The organism is Streptomyces sp. bgisy100 (assembly GCF_057709105.1).
In genome coordinates, this window is sequence record NZ_JBYITE010000018.1 from 108,083 (window position 1) to 122,544 (window position 14,462).

12 protein-coding genes and 1 pseudogene are annotated in these 14,462 nt (G+C 74.2%); 6 read left to right on the forward strand and 7 right to left on the reverse strand.

What is annotated here, in order from left to right; all coding sequences use genetic code 11:
• Positions 1-17 precede the first annotated feature (17 nt).
• Positions 18-656 carry an AIM24 family protein gene (locus AC3EQ1_RS15225; RefSeq protein ID WP_432094834.1) on the reverse strand — a complete coding sequence of 213 codons (639 nt, stop codon included), beginning with the start codon at positions 654-656 and terminating at the stop codon, positions 18-20.
• A gap of 155 nt (positions 657-811) precedes the next feature.
• On the opposite strand from AC3EQ1_RS15225, the gene AC3EQ1_RS15230 reads away from it, so the two are divergent.
• Together AC3EQ1_RS15230 and AC3EQ1_RS15235 are read left to right on the forward strand one after the other, a co-directional pair.
• Complete coding sequence (locus AC3EQ1_RS15230; protein WP_432094835.1) at positions 812-1,156, forward strand: DUF3817 domain-containing protein; 345 nt, start codon at positions 812-814, stop codon at positions 1,154-1,156.
• Positions 1,153-1,446, forward strand: a complete 294-nt coding sequence (locus tag AC3EQ1_RS15235) for an MTH1187 family thiamine-binding protein (RefSeq protein WP_432094836.1) — start codon at positions 1,153-1,155, stop codon at positions 1,444-1,446. Before AC3EQ1_RS15230 ends, AC3EQ1_RS15235 begins: the two co-directional genes overlap by 4 nt.
• Positions 1,447-1,506: 60 nt before the next feature.
• On the opposite strand, the gene AC3EQ1_RS15240 is transcribed toward AC3EQ1_RS15235, so the two are convergent.
• On the reverse strand, positions 1,507-2,496 hold the full coding sequence (locus tag AC3EQ1_RS15240) for an ArsR/SmtB family transcription factor (RefSeq protein ID WP_432094837.1): 990 nt from the start codon (positions 2,494-2,496) through the stop codon (positions 1,507-1,509).
• Positions 2,497-2,801: 305 nt separating this feature from the next.
• Here AC3EQ1_RS15240 and AC3EQ1_RS15245 point away from each other — a divergent pair, with 305 nt between their 5' ends.
• The 3 genes from AC3EQ1_RS15245 to icmA all read left to right on the forward strand — a co-directional run bounded on the left by AC3EQ1_RS15245 (position 2,802) and on the right by icmA (position 5,516).
• The gene (locus tag AC3EQ1_RS15245) at positions 2,802-3,311 is read left to right on the forward strand and encodes a MarR family winged helix-turn-helix transcriptional regulator (protein ID WP_432094838.1); all 510 of its coding nucleotides are present in this window, start codon (positions 2,802-2,804) and stop codon (positions 3,309-3,311) included.
• Positions 3,312-3,409: 98 nt separating this feature from the next.
• Entirely contained in the window at positions 3,410-3,742 is a 333-nt protein-coding gene (locus tag AC3EQ1_RS15250) for a DUF3817 domain-containing protein (RefSeq protein ID WP_432094839.1), read from the forward strand.
• Between the two features lie 73 nt (positions 3,743-3,815).
• Entirely contained in the window at positions 3,816-5,516 is a 1,701-nt protein-coding gene (gene icmA, locus AC3EQ1_RS15255; protein ID WP_432094840.1) for a coenzyme B12-dependent isobutyryl-CoA mutase large subunit, read from the forward strand.
• Between the two features lie 35 nt (positions 5,517-5,551).
• Here icmA and AC3EQ1_RS15260 read toward each other — a convergent pair whose 3' ends face one another.
• The 5 genes from AC3EQ1_RS15260 to AC3EQ1_RS15280 all read right to left on the reverse strand — a co-directional run bounded on the left by AC3EQ1_RS15260 (position 5,552) and on the right by AC3EQ1_RS15280 (position 14,040).
• Entirely contained in the window at positions 5,552-9,784 is a 4,233-nt protein-coding gene (locus AC3EQ1_RS15260) for a caspase family protein (RefSeq protein ID WP_432094841.1), read from the reverse strand.
• Positions 9,781-10,815: an alpha/beta hydrolase family protein gene (locus AC3EQ1_RS15265; protein WP_432094842.1), complete on the reverse strand. Its 1,035-nt coding sequence runs from the start codon at positions 10,813-10,815 to the stop codon at positions 9,781-9,783. The genes AC3EQ1_RS15260 and AC3EQ1_RS15265 overlap by 4 nt, the downstream gene beginning before the upstream one ends.
• 65 nt (positions 10,816-10,880) lie before the next feature.
• Entirely contained in the window at positions 10,881-12,323 is a 1,443-nt protein-coding gene (locus AC3EQ1_RS15270) for a sensor histidine kinase (RefSeq protein WP_432094843.1), read from the reverse strand.
• The gene (locus tag AC3EQ1_RS15275; protein WP_432094844.1) at positions 12,320-13,048 is read right to left on the reverse strand and encodes a response regulator transcription factor; all 729 of its coding nucleotides are present in this window, start codon (positions 13,046-13,048) and stop codon (positions 12,320-12,322) included. Before AC3EQ1_RS15275 ends, AC3EQ1_RS15270 begins: the two co-directional genes overlap by 4 nt.
• A 341-nt stretch (positions 13,049-13,389) precedes the next feature.
• Complete coding sequence (locus AC3EQ1_RS15280; RefSeq protein WP_432094845.1) at positions 13,390-14,040, reverse strand: TetR/AcrR family transcriptional regulator; 651 nt, start codon at positions 14,038-14,040, stop codon at positions 13,390-13,392.
• Between the two features lie 302 nt (positions 14,041-14,342).
• On the opposite strand from AC3EQ1_RS15280, the pseudogene AC3EQ1_RS15285 reads away from it, so the two are divergent.
• Positions 14,343-14,462 (forward strand): annotated as a pseudogene (locus tag AC3EQ1_RS15285) (co-chaperone YbbN); the annotation flags it as partial.

A 14,462-nucleotide genomic window follows, 5' to 3' on the forward strand; every position in this document is an offset into this window, starting at 1 on the left:
AGCCGTCCGGTTCGCGCTCACACCTCACCGCCGAGGGTGTTCCGCTCGCTGGGCTGGACGTAGACCAGTCCCTCGCCCTCGAAGCGGATCTGGAACGCCTCGCCCGAGCCCTCCCCGAGGAACGTCCGGAAGGTGACGCCCGACTGGAAGTGCTGCTGCAGATTCCCGGTGTGCGCCACGTACGCGCCCGGGTCCACCTGGAGCGGATACCGGTCGCTCACCCGCAGCACCACCGCTGGGCCGTCGGAGAGGATCGCCGCCTGGCCGGTGCCCTCGACGGTCGTGGTGAACAGGCCGTTGCCCTGGGAGGCGCCGCGTACCCCGGTGAACGAGGTGCCGGTGCGCAGGGACGAGTCCGTGCACAGCAGATTGCCGGCCTCGACGTGGAGCGTCTCGCCGCGCAGCGACACCAGGTTGATCTCGCTCGCGCGGTCCGCGAAGTAGCAGGTGCCGTGCCCCGACACCTTCATGACCTCCATCTGTTCGCCGGTGAGCCGGCGGGTCACCATGCCGCGGATGCCCTCACCGCCGCCGGACATCTTCTTGAACGCCATCCGGCCGTCGTAGGCGACCATCGCGCCGTTCTTCGCCTTCACGGCGTCACCGGTCATGTCGACGGCGAGCACCTTGCTGCCTTGGAGTCGGAACTGAGCCACGGGGATGAAGGTATCCGCCCGAAGCGGGTCCGAACAGGGCCATCGGCTCGGACCGGACCCGGGGGGCGGCCCGGGTCCCGGCGGCTGGCACAATGGGCCTTCGCTTGTGCAAGTGTTCACAAGCCGTGCCCGCCCGCCACTCGGAAGAGGTTCCCGTGGACATCCATACCGCCACCGCCATGCGCCGACTGCGTCTGGTCTCCGTCCCCGAGGCGGTGTCCTTCCTGCTGCTGCTCGTCTGCTCTGTGCTCAAGCGCACCACCGAGTTCAACGGGGTGCCGGTCATGGGCGCGGTCCACGGCATTCTCTTCATCCTCTACCTGGTCTTCCTGCTCGACGCGCGGAGCAAGACCAGGTGGCCGGCGAAGACCGTGGCCCTCTACTTCGTGCTGTCGGTGCTGCCGGCCGGCGGCTTCGTCGCGGACCGGAAGCTCAAGCGCGAGGTCGAGGCCGAAGTGATCGCGAACCGTGCCCGCCGCGAGGGCATTGTCAACACATGATCGTCGCCTTCTCGGTCACTCCGCTGGGGGTCGGCGAGGACGTGGGGGAGTACGTCGCCGACGCCGTACGGGTGGTCCGCGAGTCTCGGCTGCCCCACCGCACGGACGCCATGTTCACCTCGGTCGAGGGTGAGTGGGACGAGGTCATGGACGTCGTCCGCCGCGCGGTCGCCGCCGTCGAGGCGCGGGCCCCGCGGGTCTCGCTCGTGTTGAAGGCCGACATCCGCCCGGGGGTCACCGACGGGCTCACCTCGAAGGTCGAGACGGTGGAGCGGCACCTGTCGGCCTGACGGCGCCTGCCCCGGCCGAGGAGGCCGTGGTCCGGCCCGGTGCCGCCGGTGCCGGTGTTCTCACGCCGCTTCGGACGCCAGCGCGATCCCGAGCGGCGTGCGTTCGTACAGCACCTGGTGGCCGTAGCGGTTGGAGGTCAGCAGGCCCGCGTCGCGCAGCGCCGAGAGGTGCGCGGAGACCGAGGACGGCGCGAGTCCCAGCCGCTGGGCGAGCCCCGTCGTCGTCGCCGGCTCGGCGAGGGCGGTGAGCACGGTGGCGCGGCCCCGGCCCAGCAGGGTGGCGAGTGCGTCGGGGGTGGCGCCGTCCGGCTCGGACCACAGCCCGGCGGCGCCGCGCGCCGGGTAGGCCACGGTGGCCGGCCAGGACGGGCCCACGTCGCACACCACGTCCGGCCGGACGAAGGCGCTCGGCATCAGCAGCAGCTCGTCGCCGTCGAGCGTGTGCTCCGGCGGGCCGCCGTGCCGGGACCGCACGGTGAGGGTCGTCTCCGACCAGGAGAGGCGGGGGTGCAGCTCGGCGAAGAGCCGTTCGGGCCCGCCGTCGGCCAGCCGCCCGGCGTGGAAGGCGATGTCGGCCTCCAGCAGGGCGCGCAGCCGGGGCCAGTGCGGAGCGATCAGGACCTTCCAGGCCAGTTCCAGCAGGGCCGCGAGGTCCGCGGCCGCGCGGGCCGGGTCGGCGAGCAGGGCGCGGCCGTGCCGGGTGTCGGCCGCGCCCGGTGTGGCGGCCAGGGCCCGGAGCAGCTCCGCGCGGACCCGCTCCGGGGCGGTGCCGCGCACCCGGTCCAGCTCGTCCTCGATCGTGGTGGCCGGGCCGCCCGGCGGGGGGCAGAGGAAGTCCGGGCCGCGGCCGCGCTCGGGCGTCAGCAGCCGGAGCGGACGGAGGTCGAGGCCGGCGGCGCCGTCCCGCAGCCGGCGCAGCCACGGGAGGTGGGCGCCGTGGCGGTACGGGGTTCCGAGGGTGCGCACCGCCTCCTGGAGTTCCCAGAGCGGGGACAGGGCGAACCGGCAGTGCGGCCGGTCCTCGGAGTCGAAGCGGAGATGGAACGGCACGGGGCGCCCTCCCTCCGGACCGAACTTTCGGCTCAGTCCGAAACGGTATGGTCGGGCCGCATTTACCCAGCGGGGTGCCGCTCATGCATCGGCCCCCTCCCGAACGGGCCGAACGGGTGACGGCCGGGGGTGGCCGTCGGGTGTGCGCGGCGATGGGGGGAGGCGTTCGGATGTCCGGCCGATGGCCCTCCGGCCGGCGGTTCAGCCGTGCGGCAGCCGGCGGGGGTGGGGCGCGGTGCCCGTCCCCCGGCCCGAGGGCTGAGACGGGGCTGACCGCCATATGGCCGACCGCTAAGGTCGGTGGCGTGCCGAAGCCCCTCAGCCTGCCCTTCGACCCCATCGCCCGCGCCGATGAACTCTGGAAGCAGCGATGGGGGTCCGTGCCGTCGATGGCGGCCATCACCTCGATCATGCGGGCCCACCAGATCCTGCTTGCGCAGGTCGACGCCGTGGTCAAGCCGTACGGCCTCACCTTCGCGCGGTACGAGGCACTGGTGCTGCTGACCTTCAGCAAGGCGGGCGAGCTGCCGATGTCGAAGATCGGTGAGCGGCTGATGGTGCACCCGACGTCGGTGACGAACACCGTGGACCGCCTGGTGAAGTCCGGACTGGTCGACAAGCGCCCCAACCCGAACGACGGGCGCGGCACCCTCGCCTCGATCACCGCGAAGGGCCGGGACGTCGTCCAGGCGGCCACCCGCGATCTGATGGACATGGACTTCGGGCTGGGCGTGTACGACGACGAGGAGTGCTCGGAGATCTTCGCCATGCTGCGCCCGCTGCGGGTGGCCGCGGCGGACTTCGAGGAGCAGTAGGGCCTGCCGGGCCCGGGCTGCGCACAGCGGCGCCGGGGTGCCTCGGGGAGCGGGAGGGCGGCCGAAGACCGCCCGGAACCTCCGGTTACGCTCGGGCCATGAAGAAGAGCGTGCTGACCCGCTACCGGGTCATGGCCTACGTCACCGCCGTGATGCTGCTCGTGCTGTGCACCTGCATGATCTTCAAGTACGGCTTCGGCACGGGTGCGGACATCACATTCGTGGTCTCCCAGGTCCACGGCGTCCTCTACATCATCTACCTGGTCTTCGCCTTCGATCTGGGTTCCAAGGCCAAGTGGGGGTTCGGCAAGCTGCTCTGGGTCCTCCTCTCCGGCACCATTCCCGGGGCCGCGTTCTTCGTCGAGCGCAAGGTCACCCAGGAGGTGGAACCGCTGGTCAGCGGCGGTACCCCGGCGGCAGCGCAGGCCTGAGACGACCGCCCGCACCGGAGTGCGGGCGGTTTCCCATCGACAATTACTAGGACGTCCTAGTAAATTCGGGGGTATGGACGCCGACGCCATCGAAGAGGGCCGCAGCCGCTGGCAGGCCCGGTACGACGCAGCCCGCAAGCGGGACGCGGACTTCACCACGCTCTCGGGGGACCCCGTCGAGCCTGTCTACGGGCCGCCGGAGGGCTCGGAGGTGCCCGGCTTCGAGCGGATCGGCTGGCCCGGCGAGTACCCCTTCACCCGGGGCCTGCACGCCACCGGCTACCGCGGCCGGACCTGGACCATCCGCCAGTTCGCCGGCTTCGGCAACGCCGAGCAGACCAACGAGCGCTACAAGATGATCCTGGCCAACGGCGGTGGCGGCCTGTCCGTCGCCTTCGACATGCCGACGCTCATGGGCCGCGACTCCGACGACCCCCGCTCGCTGGGCGAGGTCGGCCACTGCGGAGTCGCCATCGACTCCGCCGCCGACATGGAGGTCCTCTTCAAGGACATCCCGCTGGGCGACGTCACCACGTCGATGACGATCAGCGGCCCGGCGGTGCCCGTCTTCTGCATGTACCTGGTGGCCGCAGAGCGCCAGGGCGTCGACCCCGGCGTCCTGAACGGCACCCTCCAGACGGACATCTTCAAGGAGTACATCGCGCAGAAGGAGTGGCTCTTCCGGCCCGAGCCGCACCTGCACCTCATCGGCGACCTGATGGAGCACTGCGCGCAGGGCATCCCCGCGTACAAGCCGCTCTCCGTCTCCGGCTACCACATCCGCGAGGCCGGGGCGACGGCCGCGCAGGAGCTCGCGTACACCCTCGCCGACGGCTTCGGCTACGTGGAGCTGGGCCTCAGCCGCGGTCTGGACGTCAACGCCTTCGCCCCCGGGCTGTCCTTCTTCTTCGACGCGCACCTCGACTTCTTCGAGGAGATCGCCAAGTTCCGCGCCGCGCGCCGCATCTGGGCCCGCTGGATGCGCGACGTCTACGGCGCCACCTCCGAGAAGGCGCAGTGGCTGCGCTTCCACACCCAGACCGCCGGTGTGTCGCTCACCGCCCAGCAGCCGTACAACAACGTGGTCCGCACCGCCGTCGAGGCGCTGGCCGCGGTGCTCGGCGGCACCAACTCGCTGCACACCAACGCGCTGGACGAGACCCTCGCCCTGCCGTCCGAGCAGGCCGCGGAGATCGCGCTGCGCACCCAGCAGGTGCTGATGGAGGAGACCGGCGTCGCAGGAGTCGCCGACCCGCTGGGCGGCTCCTGGTACATCGAGGCGCTGACCGACCGCATCGAGGCCGACGCCGAGAAGATCTTCGAGCAGATCAAGGAGCGGGGACGGCGGGCCGTGCCGAACGGCGAGCACCCCATCGGCCCCGTGACCTCCGGCATCCTGCGCGGCATCGAGGACGGCTGGTTCACCGGCGAGATCGCCGAGTCCGCCTTCCGGTACCAGCAGGCCCTGGAGAAGGGCGACAAGAAGGTCGTCGGCGTCAACTGCCACACCCCCTCGGTCACCGGTGACCTGGAGATCCTGCGGGTCAGCCACGAGGTCGAGCGGGAGCAGGTCCGGGTGCTGGCCGGACGCAAGGCCGCCCGGGAGGACGACCGGGTCCGCGCCGCGCTGGACGCGATGCTGCGGGCGGCCCGCGACGGCGGCAACATGATCGAACCGATGCTGGAGGCCGTCCGGGCCGAGGCGACCCTCGGCGAGATCTGCGGCGTCCTGCGCGACGAGTGGGGCGTCTACACCGAGCCGCCGGGCTTCTGAGCCGCGGCAGTGTGTGAAGGGCCGTTTCCCCGGGGTCACCCCAGGGGGAACGGCCCTCGCCGTGCGGGGTGCCCCGCGGCCCGTTCGAGGACGAGGACCTCGTACCCGGTGCCGACGATCAGCTCGCCGCCGGCGCCGACGGCCACCGCGTTCGTCCGGTGGGGCAGCGCGTAGTGCTGCACGAGCCGGCCGCCGAGCAGGTCCCACACCTGGAGATCGTGGTAGCCGACGGCGGCGACGACGGGGGTGCCGTCCCGCACCGTGCAGGCGAGGGCGTTGACCCAGGGCATGCCGCCGTCGAGCCGGAAACGCTCCTTCCGGGTCCGCAGGTCCCAGACGCTCGCGCCGTGGTGCGCGGAACCGGTGATCACCAGGGGCGCGTCACCGACCACCGTGCACACCATCGCGTTGATCTGGTCCGTGCATCCCACCAGCTCGCCCGGGGTCTCGCCGGTGAGCAGGTCCCAGAGCTGGACGGTGCGGTCGGCGGACTCCGTCCAGCCGTGCGCGACGAGGGTGGGGCGGCCGTCCAGCACGGTGCAGGCCATGATGCCGATGTTCCGCATCGCCACGTCGAGGCGGGCGATCTCCCGGCGGGCCGACAGGTTCCACACGCGCAGGGGCGGCGTCGCCCGGTCGCCGTAGGTGTGCTCGGCGACCACGGCGACCGGCTCGCCCCGCAGGACCGTGCAGGCGACGGCCGGCTTCCACGGGACCCCGGCGGCCACCGTCCAGGCCGTGCCGTCGGTCAGTCCACGGACGTGAACGGAGCCGTCGTGGCTGCTCGTCACGGCCACCGGCGCGCCGTCCACCTGCACGCAGGCCACGGAGTCCACCCAGCCGGCGTGGTCCTCCCACCGGGCCAGCGCTCTGCCGCTCGCGAGGTCCCACATCCGCACGGAGCGGTCGTGGCCCGCGGACACCGCGACCGGGACCCCGCCGACGACGCAGTCGGCCACGCCCTCCACCGAGCTGTTGTGCCCGCCCGGGTCGACCGCCTGCGGGATCGGCACCAGGTCCCACAGCCGGACGGAACCGTCGCTGCTGGCGGTGACCACCACCGGGGAGCCGCCGAGCGTGGTGCACACCACCTGGTGCACCCAGTCGCCGTGGCCGTTGAGCCGGCCGAGCAGCGCACCGGTCCGCAGATCGACGACCAGCACTCCGCCGTCGCCGAGACCCAGAACGGCGACCGCGGTGCCCTCGATCCCGGTGCAGGCGATGGCCGTGACCCAGCAGGCCGGCAGCGGGAGTTCCGCCCGCACGGTGCCGGACTCCGGGTCCCGGAGCACCAGCGGCCCGTCCCGGCCGCCGAGGAGCACGGTCGGCAGACCGTCGAGCCGGGTGCAGGCGACGGCGTAGGCCTGGGTGTCCTGCGCCAGGCCACGGATACGGCCGGTGGTCAGGTCCCACACCTGGGTGCGGTGGTCGGCCCTGGTGACGAGGGTGAGGACGGTGTCGTCCAGCGGCAGGCACGCGAGGGTCGCGTCGCCGCCCGACCATCGCGGGTTCGGCCGCACGGTGTACCGGACCGTTCCGGTGCGCAGCTCCCACAACCACCCCGCACCCCGGGACTCGTGGCCGACGACCACCGGGGCGCCCGCCACCTCGGTGCACGCCAGCGCCACGACATGGCCGCCCGGCACGGGGAACCGGCGCACTTCCGCCGCGGTCCCCAGGTCCCAGACCCGGACGGTGCCGTCCGCGCTGCCGGTCACCGCCACCGGGTCACCGTCCAGCACCGTGCAGGCGATCGCCGTCACCGAATCCGTGTGACCCCGCAGCACGGCGACCCGGCTCCCGGTGCCGAGATCCCGCACCTCGGCGAGGTCCGGCCGGGCGTTCGTCACGGCGACCGGCATGCCGTCGACCACGGCACAGGCCAGCGCCGGCGGGTAGTCCGGATCCGAGGCGATCTCCGCGCGGAACGCGGTGCTCGTCTGACTGCTCGTCGCCCACCGGGGCCGCCACTCCAGCCGCCGGTCCAGCTGCTCCCGGTGGACCGACGAGCGGAACCGCGCCGCGTCGACGGCCAGGATCTGCGTGCGCTCGGTGAACGTGGCGTGCCGGTACAGGTGGGCGCTCGTCCGGTACATCGCCCGGACCGCCGTCGCCGCCGGGCCGGTGACCTCCTCCAGCGCGGAGAGCAGGGCGTGGGGCTCGGTGTGGACCAGCAGCCCGGCGTCGCCCAGCAGCCGTTCGAACTCCCGGGCGGCCGTGGCGTGTCCCGGGAGGTGGGACAGGACGTAGGGGTGGGCGCGCGGCCAGTCCCGCTCCCCGTCCGGCTCGGCGGGCACCGAGGCCAGCAGCGTGTCGGTGATCCGCCGCTGGTTCTCGGTGTCCCGGCGTGGATTGCGCAGGTACTCCGCCAGCGCCTCGTGGAAGAGGCGGAACACCGACCGCTCGTCGTCGACCGGCACCTCGACGACGTAGGCCCCGGCGTGCCGGAACAGCCAGTCGATGTCCTCGTCCGAACAGGGCACCCCGGACAGCGCGGTGGCCAGCGGGCCCCACAGCGAGTCCCAGGGCAGGCCGTCGCCCTCGGCGTAGGCGAGCGGGGTGAGCAGCCGGCGGACCCGCTCCTCGTCCTCCCCGTACCGGGCGAGGTAGGCGTGGAAGGCCTGGCCGGCCTCCGAGGGCAGCCGCTCCTCCCAGCCCGGGACCGTGGTGTCCACCGTCAGGTCGCCGTGGAGCAGCGCCCGCACCGTCATCCGGGCGACCAGGAAGGACCGGCCCGCCCGGCGGGCCACCGCGGCCGCGACGACGGACGCCGGTTCGCCCGGCCCCCGGTACGCGCACCCCGCGGCGTCCCCGGCGCCGGTCAGCACGCTCCGGACGTACTCCTCGACGTCCTCGGGCCCGGTGTACGCGTCGGTGTCGAGGTCGACGATCTCCACCGCGCTGCCGAGGTCGGGCACCGTCTCGCGGCGGCTGCCCACGATCAGCCGGACCTGCGGCAGCGCGGAGAGCGGGCGGAGCAGTTCCCGGGCGATGCGCCGGGGTTCGCTGCCGCCGACGCCGGTGCCGGCCTCGTCGAGGGCGTCGATGAGCACGGTGCAGGGGGTGGCGCGGTCCACGAGGCCGGAGAGCAACTGCTGGACGGTGTCCGCCGCGACGTCCAGCGCCGCGGCCAGCCGCTCGGTGAGGGCCTCCAGCGTGCTGCCCCGGGCGTGCACGGCGGCGGTGACGCAGCCGGGCGGCGGCAGCACGTGGTCCGGGGCTGGGGGACGCCGGGCGGGATCGGCGTCCGCCAGGGCCAGCAGCCGGCCCAGCACCGCCGACTTGCCCGACCCGGGACCGCCGGTGACCACCCGCGCCCGGCTGTCGTGCTGCGGACGGCGCAGCCATCCGGCGAGCACCGCCAGCGCCTGGAGCCGTCCGGTGAAGTGGTCCCCCTTCTCGCTGGCGTACTCCACGCCCCGGCTCCGCGGATCGAAGTGGGCGGCCCACTCCCGGGCCGCCCGGATGTCCAGCAGGTCCGGCGGCAGGCCCGGCCGGTGGGCCGGGTTGGGGAAGAACGGCGGCGGCACGCGCACATCGGTGGCGCTGCACCGGGCGCTCTGGTGCGGGTGGTGCGCGCGCAGGTGGGCGTCGACCCGGCCGGTGATCTCCACCGGGTCGAGGTGCGGCTGCCGCATCCCGGCCCGGCTGATGGCCAGCGCGTGTTCCAGCGCCGGGACGAACGCGTGGTCCACGGCCTGTTCCCGGGCCCGGGCGGCGGCCATCAGCCAGGGGCCGTCGCCGTCGTGGGGGCGGGTGGCGACCAGATCGTGGGCGACGGCGGCCATCTCCGCGGTCCCCGCGCCCGCGTAGCAGGTGTCGAGGAGCATCAGGACGTGGCCGACCGGTGACGAGGCGAGCAGCCCGGCGAGGTCGCCGGAGCGGACCGCGGTGCTCTGCGGCAGCGCGATCCGGCTGCCGCCGCACATCAGATAGTGCTGCCGCCGCTGCGGGTGCTTGATGCCGTGGCCGGCGTAGTACAGGACCAGCACGTCCCGTTCGGAGCGGTCGGGGTGCTGGAGCCACTCCTCCAGCTCGGCCAGGAGCCGCTGGGCGTCCGGGTTGCGGCCCAGGTGGGGCAGGATCCGCCGGTAGCCGAGCGGGGCGAAGAGGGCGGTGACGCGGTCCACGTCCTCGTCCACCCCGGGGAGTTCGTCGAGTTCCGGCTCGGCCGGGTAGTGGCGGGTCCCGGCGGCGAAGAGGAACCGCCGTAACTCCCGGTCCCGGCCCCGGTCCTCGCCGGGGCCGTGCGGCGGCGCGGCGGTCACGGCGCGGGCTCCCCGGGGGCAGCCGGCTCCCGGACGCCCGGCGGCGCGAGGCCCGCCGCCCCGGCACCGCCCGGCTCCCGGACGCCCGGCCGCGGAATGCCCGCCACTTCGGCACCGTCCGGCTCCGCGGCGTGGACCAGCCCCTCGGCGATGGCGGCACCGGTCTCCACGGCCGTGAGATACGCCGTCATGCTGTGCATGGTGGTGCCGTTGTGCACCCGGTGGTCGCGGACCCGGGGCCCGAACCGCGGGGCCAGTTCGCGGACCAGGGCCACGATGTCACCGGCGTCGGCGACGTTGTGCCAGTGCCGCAGGCCCGGCGGCCAGACGCCGGTGCCCTCGCGCGGAGGCGGCTGGAGCCGGTCGAACGTCAGGTTGCGGATGCCCAGCGGCGAGCCGAGCGTGACCAGCGAGGCGACCTGGCCGGTCCGCCGGGCGCACAGCGTCTCGTACGCGACGACCGAGCCGAGCGAGTGGCCCACCACCACCCGGGTGTCGGGGCCGATCAGCGCATCGGTGCGGGCCCGCACCGCGGTCCGCAGATCGCCGTCGGTGAGGTAGCGGCGGAACTGCTTGAGGCCGGCGATCAGCAGCGAGTCCGACACGGCCCGGAAGAACCGGGAGCGGGTGAGGGCGTCGAGGGCGCGCTGCACCGTGGCGGTCGTCAGCGGCCGGGAGGCGGCGTAGCCGAGCATCCCGCGGGTGGCGGCGTCCGGGCCGAGCACGACCGGGTCGGCCGCCGCGGCCGCCTCCCACCAGGCCATCAGCAGCTCCGTCTCGAACCCCGGCGCGACGTCGGTGGCTTCGAAGTCCGGCACGCCGCCGCGCGTCCCGGGCCGGCGGAAGAGATGGCCGTAGCCCACGCACGCGACATCCCCCGCCGCCAGGGGCGGGACCTGGGCGGCGAGTGCCGTGTCACGCTCCAGGGCCAGGTTGAGCCCGCCCCGCAGCGCGGGTTCCAGGGCCGGCAGCAGTGTCTCGGCGGTGTCCAGCTGCCGGCCGACTCCGTGCACCACGACGACGCGCGCCACCGGCGCCCCCTCCCGTACGGCGTTTCCCCGCGAATCACCCTAGACGTCGCGGAGATGAGAGGCAGTCAGTCGGGCGGATACGCCGTGGTGCCCTGTTCGTCCTCGTCGGCCGCCGCTCCCGTGAAGCGGACCCGGAACAGCGCGCCGCCGCCCGGGGCCCGTTCCGCGGTGGCCTCCGCGCCGTGGGCCAGGGCGATCCGGCGGACCATCGCCAGCCCCAGGCCCGAGCCGGGCAGGGCGCGGGCGGCGTCCGCCCGGTAGAAGCGGTCGAAGACGTGAGGGAGGTCCTCGGCGGAGATGCCCGGGCCGTGGTCCCGGACGGTGAGTTCGCAGCCGTCGCCGTGCGCGGTGAGCGCCGCCTCCACCGGGCCGCCCGGCGGGCTGAACTTCGCGGCGTTGTCCAGCAGATTGCCCAGCAGCCGGCTGAGCCGGGCGGGCACCCCGGCCACCGTCAGCGGCTGCGCCGCCGGCTCGATCGCCACGGTGAACCCGACCGCGGGCCAGTGCTCCCGCGCCGCCCCCACCCCGTGCTCCAGCAGCGCCGACAGCCGGACGTCCTCCAGCAGCGGCTGCGGCTCCTCCTCCCGGGCCAGCTCGATCAGGTCGCCCACCAGCCGGGTCACCTCCCGCATCTGCCGCTCCAGCGCGCCCGAGGCGCGCTCCCGCTGCGCCGGGGTCAGCCGGTCGCCGCGGGCCAGCAGTTCGGCGTTGGTGCGCAGCGCCGTCAGCGGGGTCCGCAGCTCGTGCGAGGCGTCCGCGACCAGTTGCCGCTGTGCCGTCACCGACTGCTCCAGCTCGCCGAGCATGGTGTTGAAGCTCGCCGCCAGCCGGGTCACCTCGTCCTGCCGGCCGGGCGGTCCGGGCGGCAGCTCGATCCGGTGCCGGGCGTCGCGGGTGGCCGCGATCCGCTCGGCCGTCGCGGTCAGCCGGGCGACCGGCGCGAGACCGGTCCGGGACACCCAGTAGCCGAGCGCCCCGGCGAGCAGCACCCCCGCGCCGCCGACGGCGCCCAGCATCCAGGCGGCCCGCCGCACCCCCTGCTGCACCGTGTCGGAGCGCAGCGCCACCTGGAGCGCCCGGTCCTCCCCGAAGGTGGTGGTGAGCATCCGGGCCGGGTGCCCCTCCACGCTGATGTTGCTGTAGTACGGGGCGCGGTCGCCGGCCGCGACCTCCCGGACGGGTTCGGCCACGGCCAGGGGATACGGCGCGGACGGATCGCGGGCCGGGTCGGCGGGGACGATCTGCGAGCAGGCGGGCGCCGAGAGGAAGACGCACTCGCCGTACACCACTTGGGGTCCTTCGTCGCGGTTCTGCTGCTGCACCAGCGTCGCCGACTGGGTGAGGTGGAGGTCGAGCTGGTGGTACAGCTCGTGCCGGATCACCAGGAACGCCGCCCAGCAGACCCCGACCGCGACCAGGGCCACCGCGGCCGAGGCGACCGCCGCCAGCCGGGTCCGCAGGGGCCTGCGGCGGCGCCAGCGGGCACCGAGCGACCGGCGGCCGGTCATACGAGGTCCAGCCGGTAGCCGACGCCGTGCACGGTGTGGACGAGCCGCGGCTCGCCGCCAGCCTCCAGCTTGCGGCGCAGGTAACCGACGTAGACGGCCAGGGAGTTGGTGTCCGGGCCGAACGCGGCGCCCCAGACCCGTTCCAGGATCAGCTCCCGCGGCAGCACCTGGCCGGGGTGGGCGAGCAGCAGTTCCAGCAGGGCGAACTCGGTCCGGCTGAACTCCACCCGCCGTCCGCCGCGCGTCCCGGTCCGGGTAGCCGGGTCCACCACGAGATCGGCGAAGGCGCTTTGCCCCTCCTCGGGCCCGGCCGGCGGCGCGGCCCGGCGCAGCAGGGCGCGCAGGCGCGCGTTCAGCTCGTCCAGTGCGAAGGGCTTGACGAGGTAGTCGTCGGCCCCGGCGTCCAGCCCGTCGACCCGCTCGCGCACGGCGTCGAGCGCGGTGAGGACGAGGATCGGCGTACGGTCCCCGAGCGCCCGCAGCCGGCGGCACACCGCGAGGCCGTCCAGCACGGGCATCATCACGTCCAGCACCATCGCGTCGGGCTGCCGGTCGCCGACCGCGCGCAGCGCCTCCAGCCCGTCGGCCGCCCCGCACACGGTGAAGCCCTCGACGGTGAGGCCGTCCTCGACGGCTGCCCGCACCTCGGGGTCGTCGTCGACCACCAGGATCCGGGGCGCGGGCGGGCCCGCCGGTGCGGGGTCGCTGCCGCGGCCGGGGGTCATCCGCGCACCGCGGGCCGGGCGGGCGGCGTCCGGCGGCCGCGGCGGGAGAGCTCGGTGTTCATGGCCCCAGGCTGCCAAACGGCGTTCTCAGAAAGTTCTTAGGACCGGCGGTCGGCGCGCCAGGGGCCGACGGCCCGGTGTGGCCGGCGCCTCGGGCCGGTGCCCTTGCGTGGGCCCGGCGTCCGGTGGCCAGGCCCGGTCGTCGGCTCGTCGGCTCGTCGGCTCGTTGGTCCGTCCGTCCGTCCGTCCGCCGGCCCGGCCGGCGGCTCCTCGGTCCGGCGCCCACGTGCCCGGCCCGCCCCGTCCGGAGCCGGGGCCGCGGTTGGCCGGCCGGACCCCGCTCAGGCCCGGCCGTCGCGGGCCACCGCGGCCAGGCCGCCCAGCAGCAGGGTGGTGAAGTCGTGGGACCAGCCGGCGTCCACCGGCTCCGCGCTCACCAGCGTGCGGTGCACCACGGCTCCCGCGATCACGTCGTAGATCAGGTCCATGTTGCGGGCCGCGGCGGCCTCGCCGTCCGGGCCGGAGAGGTCGGCCGGCAGCTCGCCGCGCTGCTGTGCGCGGTCCCGCCCGAGGACGACCAGTTCCTTCTGCCGGTCGACGATCGCCGACCGGATGCGCTCGCGCAGCGCCGCGTCGTGCGTGGACTCGGCGACCACCGCCATCAGGGCGGTCTTGGTCTCCGGCCGTTCCAGCAGCGCGCCGAACTGCAGCACCACGCTCTCCACATCGGCCTGGAGGCTGCCCAGATCGGGGAGTTCGAGTTCGTCGAAGAGCACGGCGACCGCGTCCACGACGAGTTCGCTCCGGTTCGCCCACCGCCGGTACAGGGTGGTCTTGGCGACCCCGGCGCGTGCCGCGACATCGCTCATGGTGAGCTTGGACCAGCCCAGTTCGACGAGCGCGGCGCGGGTCGCGTCGAGGATCGCGGCATCCGCCTCGGCGCTGCGGGGCCTGCCCGTTCGGCCCGGGCTGCGGGGGGTGGTGCGGCACATGCGGGCGACCATACCGGTTGGTAGGGGTTCCGCCGGGGAAGACTGCCGTGAGCGAGATCACCGCCCATCGGGGGAGGCGGTCTTGTGGGCACGGGGTCGGATGCAGTTACGCTACGACTCGTAGCGAAAGAGCGACGATCACTCCGGCGCGCGGGTGGGGACCCGCCGCCGCCCACGAATCCACGATTCGGCCGTCTCCGCTCCGTCCGTCCCCGCATTCCGGCGGGTCACCGGGCGAACGCGGTGCGTGTATCGGCCACCGCGCTTTTCCGATCTTTGCGCGGAAGGGGGAGGATGTACTCATGCAGCCACGGAACATGTCCATGAGCGGAGTCGTCGACCTCGCCGCGGTGAAGGCCGCCGGGGAAGCCAAGCAGAAGGCCGAGCAGGCCCGGGCCGAGTCGGCCCGCACCGGCGGGAAA

Excerpts from the sequence above, each read along its gene's own strand:
- AC3EQ1_RS15235 (WP_432094836.1), top strand. The coding sequence starts at position 1,153 with ATGATCGTCGCCTTCTCGGTCACTCCGCTGGGGGTCGGCGAGGACGTG.
- AC3EQ1_RS15250 (WP_432094839.1), top strand. The coding sequence starts at position 3,410 with ATGAAGAAGAGCGTGCTGACCCGCTACCGGGTCATGGCCTACGTCACC.
- icmA (WP_432094840.1), top strand. The coding sequence starts at position 3,816 with ATGGACGCCGACGCCATCGAAGAGGGCCGCAGCCGCTGGCAGGCCCGG.
- AC3EQ1_RS15270 (WP_432094843.1), bottom strand. The coding sequence starts at position 12,323 with ATGACCGGCCGCCGGTCGCTCGGTGCCCGCTGGCGCCGCCGCAGGCCC.
- AC3EQ1_RS15275 (WP_432094844.1), bottom strand. The coding sequence starts at position 13,048 with ATGACCCCCGGCCGCGGCAGCGACCCCGCACCGGCGGGCCCGCCCGCG.
- AC3EQ1_RS15280 (WP_432094845.1), bottom strand. The coding sequence starts at position 14,040 with ATGTGCCGCACCACCCCCCGCAGCCCGGGCCGAACGGGCAGGCCCCGC.